General features: G+C 53.0%; 25 protein-coding genes. 16 read left to right on the top strand and 9 right to left on the bottom strand.

All coding sequences use genetic code 11. The features are described from left to right. Positions 1–206: 206 nt before the first annotated feature. Complete coding sequence (locus QBD29_RS15790) at positions 207–1,067, top strand: hypothetical protein (RefSeq protein ID WP_280099041.1); 861 nt, start codon at positions 207–209, stop codon at positions 1,065–1,067. Positions 1,068–1,115: 48 nt separating this feature from the next. On the opposite strand, the gene QBD29_RS15795 is transcribed toward QBD29_RS15790, so the two are convergent. After that, the gene (locus QBD29_RS15795; RefSeq protein WP_280099042.1) at positions 1,116–2,696 is read right to left on the bottom strand and encodes a TadE/TadG family type IV pilus assembly protein; all 1,581 of its coding nucleotides are present in this window, start codon (positions 2,694–2,696) and stop codon (positions 1,116–1,118) included. A gap of 387 nt (positions 2,697–3,083) precedes the next feature. Then, a complete protein-coding gene (gene irr / locus QBD29_RS15800; RefSeq protein WP_280099043.1) occupies positions 3,084–3,524 on the bottom strand; it encodes a Fur family transcriptional regulator Irr in 441 nt (146 codons plus the stop codon). A gap of 264 nt (positions 3,525–3,788) precedes the next feature. Here irr and fabA point away from each other — a divergent pair, with 264 nt between their 5' ends. Genes fabA through QBD29_RS15815 form a run of 3 tightly spaced genes read left to right on the top strand, consistent with a single transcriptional unit; the run spans position 3,789 to position 6,367 of the window. After that, entirely contained in the window at positions 3,789–4,295 is a 507-nt protein-coding gene (gene fabA, locus QBD29_RS15805) for a bifunctional 3-hydroxydecanoyl-ACP dehydratase/trans-2-decenoyl-ACP isomerase (RefSeq protein WP_280099044.1), read from the top strand. Between the two features lie 34 nt (positions 4,296–4,329). After that, positions 4,330–5,559 carry a beta-ketoacyl-ACP synthase I gene (gene fabB, locus QBD29_RS15810; RefSeq protein ID WP_280099045.1) on the top strand — a complete coding sequence of 410 codons (1,230 nt, stop codon included), beginning with the start codon at positions 4,330–4,332 and terminating at the stop codon, positions 5,557–5,559. A gap of 19 nt (positions 5,560–5,578) precedes the next feature. Next, complete coding sequence (locus tag QBD29_RS15815) at positions 5,579–6,367, top strand: enoyl-ACP reductase (protein ID WP_280099046.1); 789 nt, start codon at positions 5,579–5,581, stop codon at positions 6,365–6,367. Positions 6,368–6,413: 46 nt separating this feature from the next. Here the strand turns inward: QBD29_RS15815 and QBD29_RS15820 are convergent, their stop codons facing one another. Then, positions 6,414–6,872: a hypothetical protein gene (locus QBD29_RS15820; RefSeq protein ID WP_280099047.1), complete on the bottom strand. Its 459-nt coding sequence runs from the start codon at positions 6,870–6,872 to the stop codon at positions 6,414–6,416. Positions 6,873–7,057: 185 nt separating this feature from the next. Between QBD29_RS15820 and QBD29_RS15825 the strand changes: the two genes are divergently transcribed. The 3 genes from QBD29_RS15825 (at position 7,058) to QBD29_RS15835 (ending at position 9,999) form a co-directional block, all read left to right on the top strand. Then, the gene (locus QBD29_RS15825; RefSeq protein ID WP_280099048.1) at positions 7,058–7,747 is read left to right on the top strand and encodes a haloacid dehalogenase type II; all 690 of its coding nucleotides are present in this window, start codon (positions 7,058–7,060) and stop codon (positions 7,745–7,747) included. A 63-nt stretch (positions 7,748–7,810) separates the two neighbouring features. Beyond that, complete coding sequence (locus QBD29_RS15830) at positions 7,811–8,794, top strand: threonine/serine dehydratase (RefSeq protein WP_280099049.1); 984 nt, start codon at positions 7,811–7,813, stop codon at positions 8,792–8,794. Then, the gene (locus tag QBD29_RS15835) at positions 8,794–9,999 is read left to right on the top strand and encodes an endonuclease/exonuclease/phosphatase family protein (RefSeq protein WP_280099050.1); all 1,206 of its coding nucleotides are present in this window, start codon (positions 8,794–8,796) and stop codon (positions 9,997–9,999) included. Before QBD29_RS15830 ends, QBD29_RS15835 begins: the two co-directional genes overlap by 1 nt. A 16-nt stretch (positions 10,000–10,015) precedes the next feature. On the opposite strand, the gene QBD29_RS15840 is transcribed toward QBD29_RS15835, so the two are convergent. Next, positions 10,016–10,297, bottom strand: a complete 282-nt coding sequence (locus QBD29_RS15840) for a hypothetical protein (protein WP_280099051.1) — start codon at positions 10,295–10,297, stop codon at positions 10,016–10,018. 169 nt (positions 10,298–10,466) lie between these two features. On the opposite strand from QBD29_RS15840, the gene QBD29_RS15845 reads away from it, so the two are divergent. Continuing rightward, positions 10,467–11,243: a hypothetical protein gene (locus QBD29_RS15845; protein ID WP_280099052.1), complete on the top strand. Its 777-nt coding sequence runs from the start codon at positions 10,467–10,469 to the stop codon at positions 11,241–11,243. 9 nt (positions 11,244–11,252) lie between these two features. Here the strand turns inward: QBD29_RS15845 and QBD29_RS15850 are convergent, their stop codons facing one another. Continuing rightward, positions 11,253–11,603 (bottom strand): cupin domain-containing protein, encoded by a 351-nt coding sequence (locus QBD29_RS15850; RefSeq protein WP_280099053.1) that lies wholly within the window; start codon positions 11,601–11,603, stop codon positions 11,253–11,255. A gap of 186 nt (positions 11,604–11,789) precedes the next feature. Here QBD29_RS15850 and QBD29_RS15855 point away from each other — a divergent pair, with 186 nt between their 5' ends. The 4 genes from QBD29_RS15855 (at position 11,790) to QBD29_RS15870 (ending at position 14,773) form a co-directional block, all read left to right on the top strand. Then, positions 11,790–12,404, top strand: a complete 615-nt coding sequence (locus QBD29_RS15855) for a DUF937 domain-containing protein (RefSeq protein ID WP_280099054.1) — start codon at positions 11,790–11,792, stop codon at positions 12,402–12,404. An 87-nt stretch (positions 12,405–12,491) separates the two neighbouring features. Beyond that, positions 12,492–13,076, top strand: coding sequence for an NAD(P)H-dependent oxidoreductase (locus QBD29_RS15860; RefSeq protein ID WP_280099055.1), 585 nt, complete (start codon positions 12,492–12,494; stop codon positions 13,074–13,076). A 20-nt stretch (positions 13,077–13,096) separates the two neighbouring features. After that, positions 13,097–14,197 (top strand): FAD-dependent oxidoreductase, encoded by a 1,101-nt coding sequence (locus QBD29_RS15865; protein WP_280099056.1) that lies wholly within the window; start codon positions 13,097–13,099, stop codon positions 14,195–14,197. Between the two features lie 99 nt (positions 14,198–14,296). Continuing rightward, positions 14,297–14,773 (top strand): hypothetical protein, encoded by a 477-nt coding sequence (locus QBD29_RS15870; RefSeq protein ID WP_280099057.1) that lies wholly within the window; start codon positions 14,297–14,299, stop codon positions 14,771–14,773. Positions 14,774–14,796: 23 nt separating this feature from the next. Here QBD29_RS15870 and QBD29_RS15875 read toward each other — a convergent pair whose 3' ends face one another. Then, positions 14,797–15,825, bottom strand: coding sequence for a DUF2332 domain-containing protein (locus QBD29_RS15875; RefSeq protein ID WP_280099058.1), 1,029 nt, complete (start codon positions 15,823–15,825; stop codon positions 14,797–14,799). Between the two features lie 111 nt (positions 15,826–15,936). Between QBD29_RS15875 and QBD29_RS15880 the strand changes: the two genes are divergently transcribed. Next, a complete protein-coding gene (locus QBD29_RS15880) occupies positions 15,937–18,438 on the top strand; it encodes an FAD-dependent oxidoreductase (protein ID WP_280099059.1) in 2,502 nt (833 codons plus the stop codon). 116 nt (positions 18,439–18,554) lie between these two features. After that, the gene (locus QBD29_RS15885; protein ID WP_280099060.1) at positions 18,555–19,907 is read left to right on the top strand and encodes a DUF3179 domain-containing (seleno)protein; all 1,353 of its coding nucleotides are present in this window, start codon (positions 18,555–18,557) and stop codon (positions 19,905–19,907) included. Position 19,908: 1 nt separating this feature from the next. On the opposite strand, the gene QBD29_RS15890 is transcribed toward QBD29_RS15885, so the two are convergent. Together QBD29_RS15890 and QBD29_RS15895 are read right to left on the bottom strand one after the other, a co-directional pair. Then, on the bottom strand, positions 19,909–20,430 hold the full coding sequence (locus tag QBD29_RS15890; protein ID WP_280099061.1) for a hypothetical protein: 522 nt from the start codon (positions 20,428–20,430) through the stop codon (positions 19,909–19,911). A 62-nt stretch (positions 20,431–20,492) separates the two neighbouring features. Next, positions 20,493–21,593 carry a hypothetical protein gene (locus tag QBD29_RS15895; RefSeq protein ID WP_280099062.1) on the bottom strand — a complete coding sequence of 367 codons (1,101 nt, stop codon included), beginning with the start codon at positions 21,591–21,593 and terminating at the stop codon, positions 20,493–20,495. A 189-nt stretch (positions 21,594–21,782) separates the two neighbouring features. On the opposite strand from QBD29_RS15895, the gene QBD29_RS15900 reads away from it, so the two are divergent. After that, a complete protein-coding gene (locus tag QBD29_RS15900) occupies positions 21,783–23,810 on the top strand; it encodes a M3 family metallopeptidase (protein WP_280099063.1) in 2,028 nt (675 codons plus the stop codon). Positions 23,811–23,834: 24 nt separating this feature from the next. Here QBD29_RS15900 and QBD29_RS15905 read toward each other — a convergent pair whose 3' ends face one another. Continuing rightward, positions 23,835–24,515 (bottom strand): hypothetical protein, encoded by a 681-nt coding sequence (locus QBD29_RS15905; protein WP_280099064.1) that lies wholly within the window; start codon positions 24,513–24,515, stop codon positions 23,835–23,837. Positions 24,516–24,664: 149 nt separating this feature from the next. Here QBD29_RS15905 and QBD29_RS15910 point away from each other — a divergent pair, with 149 nt between their 5' ends. After that, positions 24,665–25,639 (top strand): NADPH:quinone reductase, encoded by a 975-nt coding sequence (locus QBD29_RS15910; protein ID WP_280099065.1) that lies wholly within the window; start codon positions 24,665–24,667, stop codon positions 25,637–25,639. The last annotated feature ends 9 nt before the right edge of the window (positions 25,640–25,648 follow it).

A 25,648-nucleotide genomic window follows, 5' to 3' on the forward strand; every position in this document is an offset into this window, starting at 1 on the left:
CATCTCTGCTCGTGTACCCCAACTAATCAGCATAAATACCTTTTCAAGTGTTCAATATGCAGAAAATTAACTCTGGAAATATTATGGATTACTATAAAAAGAGGTTTCCCAAAGGCACCGCTTGCGATTTTTGCGTGCTTGCAGCATTTTAACGAAAAAATGACAGGCAACAGCGCCCGTTACAAAGACAAAAGACAGAGGCACCGATGACAGCTCCTTCTTTGGACGCTTTTCTAAAGACGAACGCAGCAAACCTGCCAAAGGGTCCTGTTGCGCTTATCTTTGCCGAAGACGATGTTGGTCTTGGCTCTACCATTCGTCACCATGCCCGAATTGGATTTGCCAATATCCTGCTTTTGGCGCGTGAAGGCACCGTCCTGCCAACGGATTGCCATGATCTGTGCCATTTGATCACCAATGACCCATTTAATGATATCCCATTGAATGTGGCGGTGACCAAAGCGAACGATGCCTTTGCTGGGCGTTGGATTTATTACTGTTATAATGCGGAATATCTGCACTTTCCATTTTGCGAAGACCGTAGCATTGGCGAATTGATCACCTTTATCACCGAAGAACGCCGCGGATCTGCTTTTACTTATGTGGTTGATCTTTATGCCGCCGATCTCGATTCCAATCCCAATGGCTATTCTTTGGAGAACGCACATTTGGATTCATCTGGCTATTATGCCCTGACACGGTGGAAAGACGGCAATGTGATGGATCGCCAATTGTCGATCTATGGCGGCCTGAAATGGCGGTTCGAAGAACATCTGCCGTGGACCAAACGGCGCATTGACCGCGTATCACTGTTCCAATCGCGCAAAGGTTTGGTTCTGGACGAAGATCAGCTGTTCAACGACGAAGAATACAACACCTATCAATGCCCGTGGCATCATTCTGCAACGATTTCTATCTGTTCGTTCCGAACTGCGAAGTACCTAAAATCCAATCCCGGCTCCACATTTGATGTGAATAGCTTTGCTTGGGCCAAATCCGAAAAGTTCCATTGGAATTCACAGCAACTGATGGATTTGGGCCTCATGGAACCTGGCCAGTGGTTTTAACGCACAACGGCCCCATAAGGAGCCGCTGAACTTCCGTTATTGAAACGATTACTGTGTCAGTTTCAGCTTCAGAATAGACGTTGCAATGGCTGCGAACACTTCTGAAATTTGCGTCCCGTTTGCATCGTAAAAATGGCTTGGGGTGCTGGCACAATCGCGCAAGGTGTCTACGGAACTTTCATTCATTTCAAACCCGATGGTGTACACTGTAACGCCTTCGGTTGCAGCGGCTTCACACGTGTTTAGCATCAATGGATCGGCTTCTGCTCCGTTGCGACCGGCGCCGTACCAGAAATCGTAGCTTGGCCCGCCATTTCCCGTCACTTGTTTATAGTACTGCGTGGACATGTGGCCCCAAGCATCAGCCCAATCTAACCGCTCGGAACTTTGGAAGCCTGGCAATGTTACAGGAAGGGCATCAAACACAGTCTGCGTAATCCAAGAGTTATTTTGCATGTCAAAGTACCAAAACCCACCCGAGTCCCGCAGGAAATGTGTTTTAGTTGGCAGTCCATCTGGGCCCAACACGCTAGACGTGACTTCCATCAGGTCGGATTGACCCGTGTTATAGGCAGAGCCCAGACGAAACTCTGTGGTGTTCGCACCGTCACTCATCATAACTATGATCTTGTTTGTGTCTTCGTCCTGATAAGATCGCGGCAGCGCAGTCAAACCATTTACAACATCACCGTCAGCGATCAGGGAATCCACAACGGGTTGGAATTTCGGGTCCAGCAACGCCAAGCCCCATTTAATCCCAACGTGGCCCGCAGTGTTACCCGCCGCCTGCAGGCTGTCGATTTTCGCGTGCAGTGTAGCGGCATCGCTCACGTATGGCATAATCTCGAAGTATTCTTCGTTGTTGCATGTCGAGGACGGTAAATGCGCGCTCTGATAACCACCGTAGTAGCTTGTGAAAACCGCTTGGCTTACGGATTGCGCAGGATCAATTGCTGCCGTGCTAAACGCACCATCTGTGAAATCCAGACACGTGGTATACGCATGTGTTTGCGCCACATTGATTGCGTCAAACAGACCTTGGCTTGGCGCCGTATTGCTGTTGAACGGAATGATGGAAATCGAAACGCTGTTTGGCTCTACATCCGCCAGCATTGTGTCGATAAATTCCTTGGCCGCCACTTTCAGGTTCACCAAGCGTTGGTTCGATGCCATGGAACCAGACACGTCCAACACCAAAGAAATCTCTAGGTTTGATTTCTTTTCTTGCGCCGAACTGACGACTTTGGCCGGCATCTTGTTGATCCCAGCCATGGATAAAAACCACATATCAACGTCAGCAGTGGCAGACGCGGTCACAGACCGAGAATATTCCGCTACACTTGAAGACACATGCAAATCAAAGTCTTCGGTTGTGGTGATGCGAGACATGTAATCTTGCACCACAACAGATGGTTCACGTTCTTGCTTTAGCGAGGCCGCCGCCAAAACAGCGCGATCAAGGTTGTATTGCAAAGTCGCACGCGAGTTTTCGTAGCGCGCCAAATCAACGGCGGCTCCGCCCACGAGCATCATGATAGAGAAGACCACCATTACAAAAATGAGGATGGAGCCGTTTTCGTCACGGCTCAGGCGGGAATTTTTGAATACACTCTTCATGGGAGCCAGCATCTGGCATCCTCCTTACTCGTTACTCTACAAAACACGGGCGAACACACTTTGCCCAAATACGCGACTTGTTTACGCCACATTGTGTCAAAAGATTAACGGTAAAATTCGAAACAATTGGTATCCAATACAGAATAAGTGTGGCTCAGAAGGGCCCACCAAGACGCCTAAAACCACCGTAACTACATGTTTTATTGATGTTATTTTTCTAAATTTGCATCATCTTAGCTGTGATGCCGGTATCGTTTTGCGAGCAGCTCTCGCCCATTCTCGCCACAATTGTTGGTTAATTATGCTGTCTAATTTGGGCAAAACGGCCCGTTTTAGACCGTTCGAGCACGCCGAAAAAGCGGCCTAAAGCCGCCAAATTCATCAGTCTTCAAGTGATCATTACCCGCGCGGCTCGTCCGTAACGCGGATCACCACATCAACACGGGACACGCGCGCGCCTTCAGGCGCTTCAGGTTCTTTGGCGAAAGCCACTGCCGATTTTGGCGCATCCGTCAGCGCGCCGGTGGCTTCCCAGTAATAATGTGGATGCTCATCAACCCGCGTGTCAAAATACGAGCGATGCCCATCTACTGTAACCTCGTTCATGAGGCCCGCATCACAGAAGGCGCGCAAGGTGTTGTACACCGTTGCCAACGAGACTTGCGCTCCCACATCCGTTGCAGATGCAAACAGACCCTCGGCCGTTACATGGCGATTTCGGCCATCCCCAACCAACAAATCAGCCAACGCCAAACGTTGCTTTGTCGGGCGCACATCGGCGCTCATCAACCACTGGCGACCAAGATCATCGCTGGTAGAGAGTGTTGGGTTGTCGGTCATATCCACCTCTGGATGTAAGATTTACGCTGGGAATATGGCCCGAATCCTTCCTTTTCGCAAACGCAAAAGCACGACAAATGCGCACATTCACAAGAAAACCCAACGATCAGGCTAAGTTACAGGCGATTCCTTTGATAGATTTAGCTAATCTGAGCAGGGTTGCGTGTGGGTCAATCAAGGCAGCGAACGTTGTCCACTTGCCAGCCAATGCGCCACAATGATAGTCACAGGGGAATAACAACACGCAGTAAGGATCAGGCCCCTATGTCCGATAGACCCACCAGCTTTGGTTACGATGACCTCATTAAATGTGCCCAAGGCGACATGTTTGGCCCCGGCAACGCGCAATTGCCAATGCCCCCAATGCTGATGATGGACCGCATCACAGAAATCTCTGACGATGGTGGTTCCGCTGGCAAAGGTCATGTGGTGGCAGAATTTGATATCAAACCGGACCTGTGGTTTTTCGACTGTCACTTCCCTGGCAACCCGATCATGCCGGGCTGTCTTGGCCTTGATGGATTGTGGCAGCTGACAGGGTTTAACCTTGGCTGGCGTGGAATGCTTGGTCGTGGCATGGCGCTCGGCGTGGGCGAGGTCAAGTTGACGGGAATGGTTAAGCCAGATCGCAAAATGCTGACCTATCACGTAGATTTCACCCGCGTTATCGACCGCAAGATCAAAGTCGGCGTTGCAAACGGACAGGTTTTCGCAGACGGCGAACCCATCTACACCGTTACAGATATGAAAGTTGGCTTGTCAGACGCCTGACCCAACACCCGTTTAAAAAAATAGGAGAGCCAAAATGCGTCGCGTAGTCGTTACAGGTCTCGGAATCGTTTCATCCATCGGCAACTCCGCTGATGAAGTCACCGCATCCCTTAAATCGGGTAAATCAGGCATCGTTGCCGCACCAGAATATGTGGAACACGGCTTTCGCAGCCAAATCCACGGCAAGGTGAACATTGATGTGGCCGAACATATCGACAAACGCACGTTGCGGTTTATGGGGCCAGGCTCTGCCTATGCGCACATCGCCATGCAACAGGCCATTGCCGATGCGGGATTGGGCGAGGATCAAATCTCTAACATCCGCACGGGTTTGATCGCCGGCTCTGGTGGTCCGTCCACCTCGGCCATGTTGACCGCGCACCAAACCGTGCTGGAAAAAGGCGCACCGAAACGCATCGGCCCGTTTGCTGTGCCAAAATGTATGGGATCCACCGTATCAGCGAACCTTGCCACCGCGTTTAAGATCAAAGGCATCAACTATTCTATCACCTCTGCCTGTTCCACTTCGTTGCATTGTATCGGGTCTGCCAGCGAACAGATCATGATGGGCAAACAAGACATCATGTTTGCAGGGGGCGGCGAAGAGCTCGATTGGACTTTGTCGTGTTTGTTCGATGCGATGGGTGCCATGTCTTCGAAATACAATGACACACCGGAACTTGCCTCTCGCGCCTTTGATGCGGATCGCGATGGCTTTGTGATCGGTGGCGGCGGCGGCATTGTGGTCCTCGAAGACCTTGAGCACGCCAAAGCACGCGGCGCAAAAATCTATGCCGAGGTTACAGGCTTTGGCGCAACATCCGACGGCCACGACATGGTCGCCCCAAGCGGTGAAGGCGGCGAACGCGCCATGCGTTTGGCGGCCAGCACTCTGCCAGAAGGACGCAAAATCAGCTATATCAACGCCCACGGCACATCCACCCCAGTTGGGGATGTTGGCGAAGTCGAAGCCGTTCGCCGCGTATTCGGTGAGGGCACAACACCGCCCATTTCCTCTACCAAATCCATGACAGGCCATGCTCAAGGGGCCACTGGCGCAATGGAAGCCATCTTTTGTTTGTTGATGCTGGAACATGATTTCATCACCCCATCCATCAATGTGCAAAACCTCGACCCTGCGATTAACGAAGGCGAAATTGCCACAGAATTGGTGGAAAACGCGGGGCTTGATTCCGTGATGACAAACTCTTTCGGGTTTGGCGGCACAAACGGTTCAATGATTATGAGCAAATTTAAAGACTAAACCATTTAGGAACATAAAAATGACAGGACAACTCGCAGGGAAACGCGGTCTGGTAATTGGCGTCGCCAACGAAAAATCTATCGCTTGGGGCATTGCCAAAGCGGCGGCCGATGCTGGGGCGGAATTGGCGTTCACTTATCAGGCTGAAAACCTCGGGCGGCGCGTGATTCCATTGGCGGAATCAGTTGGCTCTGACATGGTTCTTCAGGCAGATGTTCTGGACGAGGCGTCCCTTGATGGATTGTTCAAGACGCTCAAGGAAAAATGGGGCAGCTTTGATTTTCTGATCCATGCAGTGGCCTATTCGGACAAGGATGAATTGACCGGGCGGTTCATCAACACAACCCGCAAAAACTTCCTCAACTCGATGGATATTTCTTGTTACTCGCTGATTGATTTGGCCAAACGCGCGGCCCCCCTGATGACCAACGGTGGCACAATCCTGACGTTGACCTTCCAAGGCTCCACATCCGTCATGCCAAATTACAACGTGATGGGCGTGGCCAAAGCCGCACTTGAATCCGCGGTACGATACCTTGCCAATGACCTCGGCCCCGAAGGCATCCGCGTCAATGCGATCAGCCCAGGACCGATGCGTACTCTTGCAGGGGCTGCCATTGGCGGCGCGCGCAAAACTTACCGCGCGACCGAAGCAAACGCGCCTTTGCGCTCCAACGCAACACTTGAAGCGGTCGGCGGCACAGCCGTTTACCTTGCCTCGGATGCCGGCGCGTTCACCACAGGTGAGATCATCTTTGTGGATGGCGGATACCACGCGATCGGCATGGCCCAGCCAGAGAATTTGTGAGGCGGCACCCCATCAATTGATGGGTAAGTTTCGAAGCTAAATTAAACTACGGACAGATTTTATTCGTCCCACGTCCACAATTCTCGAAGATGAGTGGATTAACGCGCACTGCTTGTTCTTTTCTCGCTTGTGCGGCGGCGGCTGCACGAGCCTCTTCGGCCTTGCGCGCTTTTTCGGCAGCGGCTTCGGATTCTTTTCTTGCAGCTGCAATCTTCGAAATAGAAAGCGTTATCTCATCGATGTCTCTTTGAAGATTGCTCTCAAAGATAGCTTCGAACCCCTTATTTTTCGCTTCTTTCAACAGTTTGATACGGCTTAGTTTTTCTTCAAAACTAGTGTCCACCTCAAGCACTAAAGAATGTCTGAGTTGGTCTAATTCCATATAAAACTGATTTTCTGCAGTGGTGGCTTGCTGGTGCGAGATAAACATGCCTCCTGCACCGACAACCATGCCAGCCAAACCAACGATTCCAAATCGCCAAAACGAATTTTCATTCTGAGACATTTTCTAGCCTTATTAATTTATCAAGCACAATAAATTTGAGCTTAGGGTGTCATTTTCCAAACACAATCAAAACTTATCCCTAGCAGAAAACGGACACTCAAATTCAACCTAATTTTTTGCATCGCAATCAATCCCGTTTGACATACCGTCTAGCCATGCCACACTCCCACAAAAGGAGCCACTACATGCCCATCACAACCGCCGTTTTCGATGCCTACGGAACCCTCTTTGACGTCTCTGCCGCTGCCCGCACCGCTGCCGCTGAACCAAACCGCGATGCCCTCGCTGCCTGCTGGCAGAAACTTGCGAACGACTGGCGCTTGAAACAACTACAATACACGTGGCTTCGCGCGGTGGCCGATGCGCACGGGGATTTTTGGGATGTCACCCAAGAAGGGCTTGACTGGGCGCTGGAAAACAACGGCCTCGACGGCGACGCCGAACTGCGTGATCGTTTGTTGCACCTTTATTGGGAGCTTGCCGCTTACGGCGAGGTTCCTGCAATGCTGCTATCGCTCAAAGACGCAGGCTTAAACACCGCAATCCTGTCAAACGGCTCCCCAAAAATGCTCGACGGCGCGGTGCAATCCGCAGGCATCGGCGATCTGCTTGACGATGTGTTGTCTGTGGAAGATGTACAAGTTTTTAAGCCACACAAATCCGTCTACGACCTTGTCGTCAAACGCTTTGACTGTGCGCCAGAACAGGTTCTTTTTGTGTCTTCCAACGGCTGGGACGCGGCCGCCGCATCTGGATACGGGTTTTACACCACTTGGGTGAACCGCGCAGGCGAACCAATGGACCGCCTGCCATGGAAACCGCAACAAGTGCTTTCGGACCTGACCACAATCCCTGACATCGCCGCGCAAAACTAACCGTTTCGCCCATGGTCCAGACAGGGTAAAAGCACCCTAACTCGCGCAAAGGGAACACGCATCATGTCTACAATCGCAATGGTCAAAGCCGCCGAAAAACGCCTAAAAGGCAACGTGCGCCGCACCCCGATGCTGACCTCCCCGTTTCTTGACGAAATCGCTGGGCGCAAAGTGTTGGTGAAGGCGGAATGCTTGCAGCACACAGGCTCTTTCAAATTCCGCGGTGCGTGGTCCGCAATTTCCGCTCTCCCGAAGGAAGACCGCGCCCGTGGCGTGATTGCGTTTTCATCGGGCAACCATGCCCAAGGTGTGGCGCTGGCGGCTCAGATGCACAAAACCAAAGCCGTCATCATCATGCCCGCAGACGCCCCAAAGATTAAGATTGAAAACACCAAAGCGCTGGGCGCCAAGGTTGTGCTGTATGATCGCGCTGGGGGCGAAGATCGCGACGAAGTGGCCAACAAAATCAACGAAAAGGAAAATCTTTGCCTGATCAAACCTTTCGATGACGCGCAAGTTATTGCAGGGCAAGGCACCACAGGTATTGAAATCACATTCCAAGCCAAGGACCTTAAAGTTCGCGACGCAGATGTGCTCGTTTGCACAGGTGGTGGAGGTTTGGCCTCGGGCATTGCGCTTGCTCTGAAAGAATACTCTGACAATTTGCGCGTTCGCACAGTGGAGCCCGAAGGGTTTGATGATTACGCCCATTCCTTGCGTGCGGGTCGCCCCGTGGCAAACAAAAACGTCACAGGCTCAATCTGTGACGCGATCATCACGCCCACACCAGGATTGCTGACGTTCCCTATCCTCAACCGTCTTGCAGGCCCTGGCCTTGTGGTCACGGACGAAGAATGCCTACAGGCCATGGCGCTCGCGTTTAACCGTCTCAAAATTGTGATCGAACCGGGCGGCGCAGCAGCACTTGCAGCGGCGCTGTTCCACGGTGAATATATCGAAGGCGATGCGGTTATCGCCGTCGCCACAGGCGGCAATGTGGACAAAGAGATTTTCGAAAAAGCCTTGTCCAAATACGGAGACATCTAATGGCATTTCGCGAAACCCCCAAAGATTTCACCATTTCCAGCTTTAACGTCAAAAACCTGATCGGCCCTGAACAGGAATACTACACGTTCGAAGAATACACACAGGAAGAATACGCATGGAAAGAGGATTGGCTCGCCGATCAACTTTTGACCATGAACGCCGATATTGTGGGATTTCAGGAAATTTTTGAACGCCCCGCGCTGTATAATGTAATCCGAGAAACCAACGAACGGGGCGCAGCATCCAACGCCGATGTCATCCCGTCCAAAAACAAACGCTATCACCGCAAAGCCATCTTTAAAAAACTGGCTTACGAGGAATACGGTAACGACACCCTGTTCTTTGCCCCTAATATTTTTGACGGCACCCCCGGCAACCGCCGCCCTGGCCTTGCGATGTTATCGCGCTTTGGGTTCGACGGTACACCAGAGGTGATCCAAGAATTGCCCGAACCGCTTACCATCAAATTCCCAGAATTGGGCGGCGGCGAGGCAGGCACCTACACGCTCACCAAACTGTCACGCCCGATCATCAAGGCGCGCATTCCTGTGCATGGGCGTGTGATTACGGTGTTCAACTGTCACCTGAAATCGAAACTGGGTGAGTTTATCAAACCCGAGGGAGCCCAATTCGCACCCGAAGCCAACCCGCTCGAATATGATCCCGTAGGACGCGCCATTGGTGAATTGCGCTCTATGCTGCGCCGCACAGCAGAAGCAGCGGTTCTGCGCCAGTTGATTGTGGATGAACTGGCGCGCGACAACCCTGTTTTTGTACTCGGCGATATGAACGACGGCGATCATGCCGTGTCCTCTGCCGTCATCACTGGTGAACGTCCGTTCAAGAACTATGCCTGGATGCGCCGTCACGATGCCACCAAACGCAACCATCGTTATTCCGACGAACAGAACATCCAAATCCAAGAAGCGATCAATTCTGTGCGCCTGACATCTGCGGAAAAGCTGTTTGTTCAGAAATCCCTACGCGACATGGTTTACACATCCGCCTTTGGCGGCGTCTACGAAAGCATCGACCAAATCTTGATGTCGCGTCATTTCAACCCAGAAAACCCCAATGCCATTGGCTCGATGGAATACTTCTCGGTGCTGAACGATCACATCACAGACGGCTCCCACCCCGAAGCGCCCTATAACAAACTGGCGTCAGATCACGGGCAAATCATGGCTCATATGCGGCTGCGGTAAACGCTGACAGGCAATCTTAGCGCCGCAAATCCAGCCGCGTGTCACCGTTCACATGGATTTGCGTGTACTTGCGCCCATCAAGGTACACTGTGATGCTGGCCTTTGGATTGCTGCCAAGGCACAACTGATATTTGCCGTTTCGTGGGAACGCCTGCTTGCCGTTCCATGACGTACTGACCTTCGCTGATCCGTCAATTTTCGATCCATCCGAATTAACCGCAGACCCATACAAACATGCTGAATGCGCCGCTGTCGAAACCAGTGCCAACGCACATCCGAGTAGAATAGATTTCATCATTTATCCCTTTGTCATTTTGAAAATTTACTTTCCTAGAAAAACGAAAAAGCGCCCCAATTGTCTAGTCAGATTTTGTATCAGAAACCTTGTTTAAGCGTCGCCAAACTTGAACTTTTCGTATCAATCGCCACCTTAACCCATGACACAAATCAAAACTGAACTGTATTTCATGCGTAAATTTGCAATCTACACCTGTCTTATCCTGCTGGCCCTTTTGGCCGCCGCCTACGTGTTTGCTCCACCGTTCAAGGCCACGTTCACCCAAGCACAGATAGAGGCAGAGCTGGCCAAACAACTGCCAAAGCAGATCAATACAGCACTGACCAAAATCAACGTCACTAAGGGCACGGTCGATCTGCGCGACAACAATAAGGTTGCGATCAAGGCCGCATTCGACGTGCGCGGCTTTACTCTCGAAGGGGTAGGAAGCGCAGATGTTATCACTGGCATTCGCTATGACGCAGGGCGGTTTTTTCTGTCGGACCTGCGCAAAGAAAACATCTCATTTACCTTTTCAGACAACAGCAAAGACACGATCGGTGACGTGAAATCCGCCTTCAACAAAATCCTGAAACGTGAAACGGAAGAGGCAGAAAATTCCGATAACGAAGCGCGTAAAGCAACGGCGATCAAGGTCTCGGCTTATGTGCAAACCCAACTGCGTTCAGATGCCAATGCAGCGCTTGATACGTTTCTTGGTTCCGTTCCCGTTTATTCGTTAAACGGGCAAGGGGGTGCGATGCAGATTGCGGCACTTGCGTTGAAAGACGTGTCGATCACCGACGACACCATCACCGCAACACTATCATTTCAAACCTTCATTCAGCGGATTGCCGGGGGTGTGTTTGTCGTTCTGTTTTTCCTCGTAACTCAATTCTGGCAATTCTTCGGGATATTCCAAAGCGCACAAAAATTGAAAGACTCCGAAGGCCGTGAGGTAAATTAAACGGCGCCTTTATGCGCCGTTAGACTCAGGCACATACACCACCAAAGTGCAGCCATTTTTCGAATAGGAATTATGCGTCGTGCCAGACGACAGGCAGATAATATCGCCTGCTTTATATTCGTACCCATCATGATCCGTCAGATCACCGTCGATCAGGAAAAATTCTTCGTCACCGTCATGCGTATGGGCCACCGTCGTTTGACCAGCCGCCATGCGATAGATGTGAAATCCATGGCCGCGTTTGCCACCGTTTACCTGCAAAACCTCGCCATCTGGTGTGCCATCTGCGGCCAAAAATGGCTCGAATGTTCCATTCGCGATATTGGCGACTTTGCGACGGTCTGTTCCAATCGGTTCCATGTATCCCCCCTTTTTCAAACGGCGCAAAACAACGCCTGCTTTCACATTACCCCAGAATTCACTTTTGAATAGTAAGAAAAAGAACGCCATATTCACCCAATTCAACAGAATCAACTCTTGAACCAACGCGTTAAAACACCCACCTAATCCCCAACGGCACGAACGCCGACCAACAGGAGAAATTACATGTCCCTTATGAACCTTTTGCAACAGGCCCAAGGCGGCCAAGGTCTGTCACAGCTCGCCAGCCAGTTTGGCATCGACGAAGGCCAAGCCAACCAACTGACAGAAATGCTTGCGCCAACGATTGGTCAGGCTGCCAAGCAAAAAGCACAATCAGGCGGACTCGAAGGGTTGCTCGGCGCGCTTCACGGTGAAGGCCAAGGCGAGCTTTATGAAAATGCAGCCGCGGCCGCTGCCCCCGAAGGCCAAGCTCAAGGAATGGCATTCCTTGAACAACTAATGGGCGGTCAAGAAGCACCTCAAGAAATGGCCGCGCAAGCCGCCAATAAAACAGGCATCGACATGGCCACAATCATGCAATTTCTGCCGGCTCTTGCGGGCATGTTGCAGGGAGGCATGCAAAAGCAAGTTCCCGATGACAGCATCTCTGGAATGCTTGGCCAATTGACAGGCGGCGGCTCTGGTGGCGGTGGCCTGATGGGCATGGTCGGCGGTCTGATGGGCGGTGGCCAACAACAAGCAGGCGGCGGCATGGACCTTGGCGCTTTGACACAACTGCTCGATGCAGATGGCGACGGATCCCCGCTCAATGATGTGCTTGGCAAGTTCATGAAATAAGTCTTCATGACATAGTTTCATGGCCGTAGCGCTCCGAAATGGGTGCTACGGCCTTTTCAATTCTGCCAGCGAGCGTAAGGTATTGCGATGCATATCCTTGTCGTTCTGGACCACCCCGATCCCAATTCATTTTCTGCTGCAATCGCCGCCGAATTTATTCGTGGCGCATCCGAGGCAGGCCACACGACGGAACTGGCCGATCTGAATGCCGAAGAGTTTGATCCACGCTGGTCTATGGCCGATATCGAAGCAGATGAAACAGGCACACCACCCCCTGACGTTTTAATAGAACAAGCCAGGATCGACCGTGCCGATGCAGTGTGTTTCGTGTTCCCACTGTTTTGGTGGGGCATGCCCGCCACCTTAAAAGGCTGGGTTGATCGCGTCTGGTCGTGGGGCTGGGCCTACGATCAATTGGATGATCCAGACATATCGCTGCAACGCCCCCGCACGGGGATTTTCCTGATCCCCGCAGGGGCACGCTCGGACGAAATGGATAATCTTGGCTACGCCGATGCCATTGAAACAACTTGGATGAAAGGCACATTTGGCTATTTCGGTTTCACCAATCGCAAACTGCATTTTTTGAACGGATCAAAAGGGTCTGAAGACCGGCGCAAAGGACTGTTGGAGCGGGTTTATCAGGCAGGGTTTACCATCCAAACGCCCTAATTGCTTTTGCATTCTGGCACATGCACCGCTACCAATCCTCCATGACCTATGACTTTACAATCATCGGCGGTGGCATTGCAGGGATTTCCGCTGCCGCACGCCTTGCGCCACACGGAAAAACGCTGGTGTTAGAGGCGGAAAGCCATCTCGCTTATCATGCCTCTGGCCGATCTGCTGCGCTGTTTGAACCTTATTACGGTGCGCCTTCTGTGAATGACTTGTCCCTTGCTGGCGAAGAGTATTTCCGCACAGCCCACGGTGGTGTTCTGTCCAAACGCGGCATCATGATCGTGGCCCGCAGCGGCGAAGAAAAGCAGCTTCAGGCCGAGGCTGCGAGTTTTCACATGGGCGACATTACAGTCGCAGAGGCCGCAGAGATCATCCCCATTCTGGATACCAAAACCCTCACCCAAGCGGCGCTGAGCTACAACGCCGAAGACATCGACACCGATCTTTTGTTGCAAAATTTCGCCCGTGATGCCCGCAGTTTCGGCGCGGAGATCCGCACCAACGCTCCAGTGGCGCGCATTCAAAAAACACGTGCAGGCTGGGATATATCAATGGGTGATGATCAGATCAGCACGAAAAACATCATCAATGCAGCGGGCCCGTGGGCTGACGAAATCGCGGCCCTTGCGGGCATTTCCGCTGTCGGCCTAACCCCATATCGCCGCTCTATGGCCCGCATCCCTGCACCAAATGACTTGGATGTTTCCGATTGGCCCATGCTCTTTGGCGTTGGCGAAACATGGTACGCCAAACCCGATGCAGGCCAACTGCTCGTTTCCCCCGCAGACGAGGACGCAACCACGCCGCATGATGCCTATGCCGATGACATGACCTTGGCCGAAGGCATCGACCGCTATTCCCAAGTCGTCACCTCTACAGTCACCCGCATCACCGCTAACTGGGCGGGCCTGCGCACCTTTGCCCCAGATCGCACGTTGGTGATCGGCCCTGATGCACACGATCCCACCTTTTTCTGGTCCGCTGGCCAAGGCGGCTATGGCATGCAAACCGCGCCGGGTGCCAGCCAACTACTCGCGGATTTGGTTACAGGTAACGGATCGGAATTGCCGCAAAGCACGGTAGAAGCACTTAGCCCGAAACGGTTTAAGTGAATTGGAAGATCAAAACTCAAAATTGTTATCAAAGTGAATTTAGTATGCTAAAATCATAGCTGTATAGACATTTGCGGCCATTTATTTGAGAGATTTTTTATGAACGATCCATCGATCACTGATTGGATGTCAGCCATTGCAGCAGTTGTAGCTTCGATCACCACCGTCGTGACGGCCTATTTGGCCTACAAACAATATCTTAAACCACCTGAAGAAGATGGTGAACCGAATGAAGCGGTGGATGCAAGCGCCACTATAGATGCCTCTGAAATGTTGGTGTTCAAAACCAGCAAACAAGAAACTTGGCTTTATGTCGACGGTAAGGGTCTGCATTGCAAGATTGAAGATTCGCGCCCAAGTAAAGGGGGTTATCAGTGGACACTCACCAAAAACGAAGTGTCGCAAATCTTAAAAAATAAGGACCTCAGCATTGATCCAGGATATAAGGCTCGAACTGGCTTGTTCACTATTGGGCGTAAACGCAACTGGCTCTATTCGAAACATCTGTTTCCAGAACCTCACTTTTTACGCGCAGCGTTAATAAGCCTGTTGGAAAGAATACCAGCGCAGACATAACTCTGACATATCAATGTCACTGGTCACCCCAACCACTTCACCCACTGCACATGCGGGTTCGCCTCTGCCACTACCCGTTTCCCGCCATCTGGCCAAATGCGCACCGTCAGTTCCGCCTGCCCGTCCGCGTTCAACTCAAAGGCCACCCAAGCCACTTGATCGCCGCGTGCGCCAGCGCCTTCCATGCTCAGTTGAATACGCCGCTGCACAGCCTCTGGCATGTACTGCCATGCGATGGAGTGCATCAAAACGCGGCATTGATCTTTCTTAGGGGGAAATCTGTTCAACTGCCCAACCCAATCGGCCGCATCCATTGCGTCTAAATGCGGTGGATGCTTTTGCGCTATGCTGATGGCCGCCTTAACGCGATCCAACCGATCCGCCTGATCTGCCCAAACATAGGATTGCAATCGCAGCGCCTGATCCGCATCCGTCACATCTATTGGGTTCAAATCACACCCTGACCGCGCCACAATCTGTGGCATCATACGGGGCGCATCCCCTGTCCATTTGGGCGCCAATTGCACACCAGACGCTGCGTCACCCAGCGAAACATCCCCAAGCTGATATCCAAACTTATCAAGGTTCAGGTTCAACCCGCCCGACGCGCCGATTTCATGCACAGCCAGTGGTAAACCCGTTTCAGACGCCACCACAGACAGCCCAGCGATCAAAACCGCCGCCCGCGCCACTTCGTTCGTTTGTGGGGAAAATTGCAGGAAATCCATAATCTGCGCATCGCAATCCCCCACTGCTCCACGCACCAGCGGAACCAAATCCGCAACTGGCGCAATCGCGTTCGGTGGATACACGGCTGCCAGCCCATCCGCTTGACCAGACGCGACCATCGCATGCAAAGCCCCCGTCAGGCGCAGCGGAACCACATCCTTCATCGGGCCCGCCTCGCCTGGCCAATCACAGACCAACCGCCCCGTTGCCGTGCTGTCGTCCAACACCTGCACCAGCGCCTCCAGAACCCGCGCTGTCAGCTCTGATCCCAGCTTGCGGCACCACTCCGCTTGCTGTTCAAATGCGAGGCTATCTAAGGCCATTCGCGACCCTCCATGTCGTTTTCGCCACAACCACAGTCGATTGACAGTGGATTGGCTGCCATATTTTTGGCTATCTACCCCAAACTATCCTGTTCAAGAGAGTCGCGCATCATGAAAACCCATGTAAAAGCCTGTGTCGTCGGCGGCGGTGCCGTCGGAGCCTCCATCGTTTATCACCTTGCCAAGGCAGGATGGAAAGATGTGGTTCTGTTAGAGCGGGACGAGCTAACTTCAGGCTCCACATGGCACGCGGCGGGCCTGTTGCCGTTGTTCAACATGTCATATGCGACAACGCACATTCATGACTACTCCGTAAAATATTACAAAGAACTGGAAGCCGAAACAGGCCTCAATGCAGGCTTTTCCGTTGTGGGTAACTTGCGCATGGCGCAAACCAAAGACCGCATGGACGAATACATGGTGTACGGCACGACAGCCGAATCTGTGGGTGTCCCGTTCGAACAACTGACACCAAACCAGATCAAAGAACGCTGGCCGCTGATCCGCACAGAAGATTTGCAAGGGGCGATTTACCACCCCACAGACGGGTACATTAACCCAGCAGACGTGACCATGGCCATGGCCAAAGGCGCGCGGATGCACGGCGCAGAAATCATCCGCAAACGCCAAGTCGATTCTTACGAATGGACAGGGTCAGAATGGATCGTGCGCGGCACAGTGATGGTTGAACAGGGTGGCAATCTGATCCCGTCCGAAGAAAAATTCGAAATCCACGCTGAACATGTTGTCACGGCCACAGGCAACCACGCCCAGCGCACCGCAAAGCTCTTGAACATCAAGATGCCCGCGATCCCAGTAGAACACCAATTCATCGTCACAGATGTGGACCCAGAACTGCAAGCGTGGCGCGCGGCAGGTAACCCAGAACATCCCGTCATCCGCGATGCTGATGCACAATCCTATGTGCGCGAAGAACGTGGTGGCTGGATTTTGGGCGTCTATGAAAAGAACGCCCCTGCCCGTTTCGAACATGGCGTGCCAGACAGCTTCCGCGCTGATCTGTTCCAGCTGGATCTGGAACGCATCGAAGACCAGTACATGGCGATGATCCACCGCGTGCCGTCCTGTGAAAACTCTGGCCTAAAAGACGATTTCAACGGTCCGATTTGTTACACCCCAGATGGGAACCCGCTGGTGGGCCCTGCACCTGGCTTACGCAATATGTGGCTTGCCGAAGGGTTCTCTTTCGGGATCACCGCGGCTGGTGGTACGGGTTATTACCTCGCGCAGATGATGATCGAAGGCGAAGCCGAAATCGACATGGCTTCCCTTGATCCAAAACGCTACGGCGACTGGATGACAACCGAATTTGCGGCTCGTAAAAACGAAGAATGTTACGATCACGTTTACGTCCTGCACCACCCTGATGAGGAACGCCCCGCCTGTCGCCCTCTGCGCACGGCCCCTGCGTATGATCGTCAGAAAGCGCTCGGCGCACAGTTTGGCTTCGTAAACGGCTGGGAACGCCCCAACTACTACGGTCCGTTGGATGCCGCCGATAATTTCGACGAAGAAGGCCGCTCCTTCCGCCGCGGCACGTGGTGGCCCCACGCTGTGGAAGAAGCCAAAGCCATCCGCAATGGCGTTGGTCTTGTGGACGCAACCGCCTTTACCAAACACGTTGTCAAAGGCCCAGGTGCGACCCAATTCCTTGATTGGTTCACCTGTAACAAACTGCCAAAGATCGGCCGCATCAACCTGACTTATGCGCTCACCGATCACGGCACCACACGCACCGAATACACCATCGTGCGCAATGGCGAAGACAACTACTACCTTGTGTCTGCTGGCGCGTGGACAGACTACGACGCCGATTTCCTGCGCAAAGCGGCCGAAGACAAAATGGACGAATTTGGCTACATCGAAATCCAAAACGTCACCACACAATGGGGCGTCTTTGCACTCGCCGGGCCAAAATCCCGCGACCTGTTGAAAAAGGTCATCAACGACGCCGATCCAGAAACGGCCCTTTCGAACAAACGTTTCCCATGGCTGTCTGCAAAACAAATCGAGCTTGGCATGTGCCCTGTCAACGCCATCCGCGTGGCCTATACGGGTGAACTTGGCTGGGAATTGCACCACCCGATGGAAATGCAAAACTACCTCTGGGATTTGCTGTTAAAAGAAGGTGAAGAATTCGGGCTGAAACTCGTCGGAGCCCGCGCGCAAAACTGGCTGCGTCAGGAAAAATCCTACCGCGCATTCGGCAACGAACTTGGCCGTGACGCAACACCCGCCGAAGCCGACCTGCCTCGCTTTATCGACCTGTCCAAAGACTTCAACGGCAAGGAAGCGATGGAAAAAACGGGCATCCGCGCAAAATGTGTAACCGTGTTGATCGACGGACCAGAAGACGCCGATCCATGGGGCCGCGAAGCGGTGTTGGTCGATGGCAAAAAAGTCGGGCGCCTCACCTCTGGCGGCTATTCCGTCCACTTTGGCAAACAAATCGGCATGGGCTATGTCTCACCCGAATTGGCCGAGGTTGGCCAAAAGCTCAAAGTGCGCATGTTGGGCGAGCTGTGGGATGCAGAAGTCGTCGAAGACAGCCCATACGACCCAACCAACGCCAAAATCCGTGTAGATGGATAATTGATCAGAGCCACCTTCGGGTGGCTCTTTTCGTTTCACGTCCCCTAACCCAATCGTGATTGGCGCGATCCACTGTTTTCACACAAACTGTCTGCGAATCCAGTCAAAGGCCCGTCATGATCCGCACTCTTCTTACAGCTTGCACCGCACTTGCTCTGCTCACTGCGCCTGTTAGCGCACAAAATTCCTTGCCCAACTATGTCATCGAACAATACGGCCAACCGCCATCTGTTCCTACTGGTCCTTTATCGCAAGACCTGCAGAATGCGCTCAAAGCCGTCTTCGACGACACACTCGAATCCTCGCAATGGGGCCGCGATCAGATTATCGCGCTCGACCTGATCACCACATCAGATGACCCTCGCCTTGCATGGATTATCGCGGATATGATGCGTTTTACGTGGCGTGCGGAGTTTGACAATGCCTTGGCCGATTCCGCCGCAAACCTCCTTGGGATCACGTTTAACGGTCCAGACCGCTGGCACCAAATCACTGACCACCTGATCGCGTGGGATATCCCCGCTTACCCTGATTACCTCAAAACCAAGCGTGCGATTTTCACACGCTTTGTTCCGGGCTGGGACGGCATTTTTGAAGAAGGTGATATCGACTGGCGCATGGTGTCTTGGGGCGGTGTCCCGATTGATGATCGGCCCTATGACGAAACCCACAAACCCTTGAACGGCATCCCCGCAGCAGACAATCCCGAAGTGTCCAGCGCCGCCGACGCCACTTGGCTTAAAGACAGTGACATTGTCTTTGGCATTGAAATCAATGGTGAAACCCGCGCCTATCCCCGCCGCATTATGGAAGTGCGCGAAATGGTCAATGACACGCTCGGTGGTCGCGATCTTGGCATTCCTTACTGCACCCTCTGCGGTGCGGCGCAGGCCTATTTCACGGACCAAATGCCCGCAGGCGTAAAACGCCCTGTCTTGCGCACAACAGGCCTGTTGATCCGCTCAAACAAGGTCATGTTTGATGTGAACACCTATTCCGTCTTTGACACTTTCCTGGGCAAGGCCGTCACGGGCCCACTGCACAAAAAGGGGATCCAGTTGAAACAGGCCGCTGTTGTTACAACTGACTGGGGCACATGGAAGGCGCTGCACCCAGACACAACGGTGTTGGTTGAATCCCTCGCCCTTGGACGCGATTTTGATTTTCGCAATAACCGCGATGCCAATGGCCCGATCTTTCCTGTAGGCAATGTAGACCCGCGCTTGCCCGTTCACGAGGACATCATTGGCGTTGTTGCACCATCTGGCAAACCCATTGCCTTTCAGCGCAGCAAAGCATTTGCCGCACTCAGCGCGGGCCAAAACATCACCGTTGAAAACGTGAAACTGCAACTTGTCGCTGGGGGTGTGAAGGCCGTCGATCAAACTGGCGCGGACCTTGGCAGTCACGAAGCCTTTTGGTTCGCGTGGTCACAGTTTCACCCAGAGACGCTCCTTTGGTCACAGTGATCTAACGCATCAACCCGCGCCAAAGGCCACGCAGCAGAAGCCACGTTAGCAGCAAAACAGTCAGCGCAACCAACGCATGTTTGGTGAAGCTGAGGTAATTGCCAATCTGAACGATGTTGTAATCCACAGGCATCGGTTCAGAAAACATCCGATAAATCGCGGCGTTTTCGGCCCAGTCAAAAAGGGCCGCAAACAGCGGAACAATCGCCAGCCATTTGCGTTCTAACCGTCCGATCATGGACCAGATCACGCCACCAAAAAGGCTGGCATATACGGCGGGATGGATTAGATCGGCCATCATAATAATTTCGTACCGCGCCCGTTCTACAGGACCATAACCGCCCAGAATTTCGCTCACACGCGCTGCGGAATAGCCAACCTCCATATCCAGAATCGGCAGCCCTGTGGCCTGATCTATGTAAAAGACATTGGTATAGATGACATAGGCCAGACCAATTTCTAGCAAGATCAACAGCGAAAAAACGCGGCGCAGTAAGACAGTTTCAAAAAAGCTCTGTAACACGAAAAACTCGATCCAAGTGTGAACCGAGTTTTTACCAATTCTCAATTTTTCGCAAGCAACTGTTAGTTATCGACACGGCAGATTTTTGCGCCCCCGCCAGATTGGCAACGGGAGGTGAAGTTGCCAACTTTTTGGAATGAGCCACCAGATTTATTGCCGCTTTTCTTTTTGCGATTAATGCGAATGGCGACTTCATCATCGTCTCCACCCAACAGCGAAGACAACAGGTTCTTACGCTTCTTCTTGGGCTTAGCGGTTTCTTCCGCCATGTCCACGTCTTCTTCCTGAGCGTCAAGCCCGTCTAACATGTTACCCGTTGGGGATGCTTTGGGCCGTCTCACAACTTCTAAGTCGTCAGATTTTGCCAGTTCGGCATCGTCCGTACTGATCATGCTTACAGGTTTTAACCCACCCTTTGAGCCTTTCAAAAATGGCACCACGCTGCTGCCAGCATCGGGATTGCCTGTCTGGCTCGCAAAAGCATAAAGGTCCATACCGTCCAACAGGCTTTCAACCTCTGCCATTGAGGCATTCGTGAAAATACCGATACCTGTGTAATGGCCTGTTTCCGAAGCGATGTTGATCAATTCATGGCCTTCATAGTGGCGCGTTTCAAATGTCGCACCTGCTAGAACAATATCATCCCCTTTGGTAAAGCGGCCGTTAAACAACCAAGAATGCACATTGCTTAGGGGTTTTTTTATCGGCTTGTTCGCAAAGGCCAACCGCATGAAGATAACTTTGTCACCTTTGTGATACGCCAGATCAGTTGTCCGCGCCATGCTTTGACCACCCCAGCCGCTCAACCGGCGCATGGAGCTTTTGTCTGTGATATCGAGGTCCAGTTTGTAATCGACCGTAAAGTCCACAATCTCGTCGTGATGCGTCTTTTTCAGAACCCAGCCTTCGGGTGTCGGCGGAAAATGCTCGCCTTGATACACGTTGCGCGCCGTTTCCAACTTTACAGATGCTTTTTCCATCAGGGCCGCAAACAATCCAGGCCCTTTGTTTTCCTCCGGCTCGCTCAACCGCTCCACACGGGCCTTTTCTGTTTTGGCGCTTTTGTCCAAATCGTATTCACCCATACTGGATGTCATCAAATACCCGCCAAAACCCAACATCAGCGTGGCACCTGCCAAAATAAACGCGATTTGTCTGTCCATAAGTCTGCTCACTCAACAATTTTTTTTGATTTCTACGATCAGAAGTTGACGAAACTGTGACATGAGGTGTTGTAAATTGGTCAAACTTTATGGGTTTGCCTTGCCTACAGATCACCCCATCTTCACCCTCTAGTGTTTCGCGGAATCGCGCCCTACACTGCCTGAAATTTCAAATGCGGAGCATGCAAAATGACCACCCAAAACCCGTTTCTCACCGACTGGTCCACACCGTTTGAACTGCCCCCATTCGACCTTATCAAAGATGAACATTTTGCCCCCGCCTTTGACGCGGCGTTTGAACAATCCCGCGCTGCCATCAACGCGATTGCAGACAACGCAAGCGCCCCCACCTATGCCAACACAATCGACGCGCTCGAAACCGCAGATGCGCTGATGGACAAGGTCGCAGGCGTCTTTTTCAACATTTCAGGCAGCGACAGCAATGATGCCCGCCAAGCCCTGCAACGGGATCTCGCTCCGCGTTTCGCCGCATTTAATTCTGAAACCATGATGAACGAAGCCCTGTTCAAACGCATCAAACACCTGAACGAAAATCGTGACGGGAACACAGCTGAACAAAACCGTGTTCTTGACCTCTATCACCGCATGTTTGTGCGCGCGGGTGCAAACCTGACGGGTGACGCCAAAAAACGCCTTCCCGAAGTCACTGCACGCCTCGCCGAACTCGGAACTGCTTTCACGCAAAACCTGCTGAAAGACGAAGCAGACTGGTATATGGAACTTGGGCCGCAGGACCTCGACGGCCTGCCCGATTTCCTCCTCTCCGCCGCGGCCGAAACCGCCAAAGAACGCGGCATAGACGGTCACATCATCACCTTGTCCCGCTCCCTCATCGTGCCGTTTTTGCAATTTTCGACGCGCCGTGACCTACGCGAAAAAGCCTATATCGCATGGGACAAACGCGGTGAAAACGGCGGCGACACAGACAACACTGGCATTGCCAAAGAAACCCTCGATCTGCGCTATGAACGCGCAAACCTCTTGGGCTACAAATCCTTCTCCGATTTCAAACTCGAACCTGAAATGGCCAAAACCCCCGAAAACGTCCGCGACCTGCTCATGGCCGTCTGGGAACCCGCTAAAGCCGCCGCCAACGCCGACGCGGAACGCCTTACCGAAATGCTCAACGCCGATGGCATCAACGGCGATCTGGAACCGTGGGATTGGCGCTACTACGCCGAAAAACGCCGCGCGGCCGAATACGATCTGGATGAGGCTGAGCTGAAACCCTACTTCCAACTCGACCAAATGATCGAAGCCGCGTTTGATTGTGCCAACCGCCTGTTTGGCCTGACGTTCAAAGAACTCGACGTCCCCCTTTACCACCCCGACGCCCGCGCGTGGGAGGTGAAAAAAGGCGACCGCCACATGGCCGTGTTCATCGGCGACTACTTCGCCCGATCCTCAAAACGCTCTGGCGCGTGGTGCTCCCGTTTCCGCGGCCAACAGAACCTTGGCAAAGACATCCGCCCCATCACAGTGAACATCTGCAACTTCGCCAAAGCCCCCGCAGGCCAACCAAGCCTTTTGACCTTTGACGACGCCCGCACCCTGTTCCACGAATTTGGCCACGCCCTGCATTCCATGCTGTCAGACGTGCATTACGCCATGATCAGCGGCACGTCCGTTGCGCGCGATTTCGTCGAACTTCCCAGCCAGCTTTACGAACACTGGCTCTCCGTGCCAAGCGTGCTGGAAAAATATGCCCGCCACGCGGACACAGGGGAACCCATGCCCAAAGACCTGCTCGACAAACTGCTCGCTGCCGAAAACTACGACATGGGCTTTGCTACCGTCGAATACACCGCCAGCGCCCTCGTCGACCTCGCTTTCCACGAAGGCGAACCGCCCGCTGATCCAATGGCGAAACAGGCCGAAGTCCTCGCATCCCTCGACATGCCGCAGGCCATCCGAATGCGCCACGCCACCCCCCACTTTGCACACGTCTTTAGCGGCGACGGCTACTCTTCTGGCTACTACAGCTACATGTGGTCCGAAGTCATGGACGCCGACGCGTTTGAGGCGTTCGAGGAAACGGGGGATCCGTTTGACGCGGGAATGGCGGCAAAGCTGCACGACAACATCTATTCCGCAGGCGGGAGTGAGGAAGGCGAGGCGCTGTATCAAGCGTTTCGAGGTAGCTTGCCGAAGGTGGATGCGTTGTTGAAGGGGCGAGGTTTGGACTCTGCTGCCTAACCAATCACAGCACTGAACCTCGGTTCAGTACTGTATCCGACAACACCCATAAACAGGCGCGCGCCTTTCGCCCAACTCCAGCAAAAGCACCTCAAAGTCATATGTAAAATCAGACATCCCGTCGAAACACGCCTCGGTATAGCGCACAATCGCAGCCACATTCACCGTGCCATCCACACTGCCCAAATAATGCCCCCACAGGTCGGTGCGCCCAGCCCCTTGCGTAAACTTTTGATAGGCCAGTTGCATTGGATCTTCGATCTCTGGCGTGGAATACTGCCCTCCGCCTTCATTGATCGTTAAATCCCAAAACGGTTCTGTCCCACCGCAAATCAAAGCTTCGGGTGTTTCGAGATACAGGCTCGTTGGTTTCAAAAACCGCGCATTCACCCAGCCCTTTTTACCCTCATAGAGAACCTCGCGCCATTTTGCGCCGTTCACATCAATGGATATGCCTGTCACCGCAACATCATCCGCATCATGCGGAATGGTCCCTACCACCTTTGAATCAGAAACGCTCTGGCTGTAATCAATATCGGCCCGCATGTTCAAAACGTCATTCGCGGCCACACCGATCACCTTATGAGGTTGCGAAGAAATGGGCGCGGTCGACACGGTCAAAGCCGTCAAAACTCCAATCGCGCATTTGGCAGATTTCATACCATTAAAGCTGGCTACAAGACTTAAAATCTTGAAGATATTCATGGTTGTCCCTTTTCAATGCGCGTTGATGACTCCAGCCTGCCACAAGCACATGCTTGGGTTCAATGGATTTGGTATTGACCCATTTGGGCATACCCCGCCATACCATCCAATAAAAACAGCCGATCCTCCAACCGCAAGGACCCCATCCCATGAAAGCCGCCTTCTACACCAGCCAGGGCCCCGCCGCAGATACAATCCAAATCGGCGAGCAACCCACACCAACGCTGCAGGCAGGTGAGGTCCTCGTGCGGTTGAAATCCTCGGGCGCGAATCCGTCTGATGTAAAGTCTCGCGCAGGCGCCCGCCCGATGCCTTTTCCCACCATCATCCCCCATTCCGATGGCGCAGGCGTCATTGAAGCTGTCGGCGATGGCGTTGATCCGTCCCGTGTCGGTCAAAACGTCTGGCTCTGGAACGCCCAATGGCAACGCCCTTTTGGCACAGCCGCCGAATACATCGCGCTCCCCTCGGACCAAGCTGTCGACCTACCAGATACGACCAGTTTTAAAGAGGCCGCCTGCCTCGGCATCCCCGCCATGACAGCCTATCGCTGTGTCTTTGCCGATGGTCCAGTTGAGGGCCAAAAAATCCTCGTCTCTGGTGGCGCTGGCTCCGTCTCTCGCTACGCCATCCAAATGGCAAAGGCGGGGGGAGCCGAAGTTATCACAACAGTCTCTTCGGATGAAAAAGCCGCCTACGCCCGCGCCGCAGGGGCCGATCACACTGTCAACTACCGCGATGCAAATGCCGCCGAACACATCCTCGATCTAACGGGGGGTGGTACGCACCGCGCGATTGAATTGGAATTCGGTGTGAACGTAAATCTACTGACCGAAGTCATGCGCCAAAACGGCACTATCGCCGCCTATGGTTCGGCCCAAAGCTTTACGCCAGAAATCCCCTTCATCCAAATGATGTTCAAAGACCTAACACTGCGCACCATCCTTGTTTACATCCTAACAGCCCAAGCGCGTGCAGAAACACTTTCAGGTCTGAACAAAATGCTCGCAGACGGGGTCCTTAGCCATGCCATCGGCGCGACCTTCCCACTCGATCAAACCGCCAAGGCACACGAGCTGGTTGAATCTGCCGATAAATTCGGAACGGTCGTCATCGAAATCTAAACGCGTGTT

This window comes from Amylibacter sp. IMCC11727 (assembly GCF_029854195.1).
Lineage (GTDB): Bacteria > Pseudomonadota > Alphaproteobacteria > Rhodobacterales > Rhodobacteraceae > Amylibacter.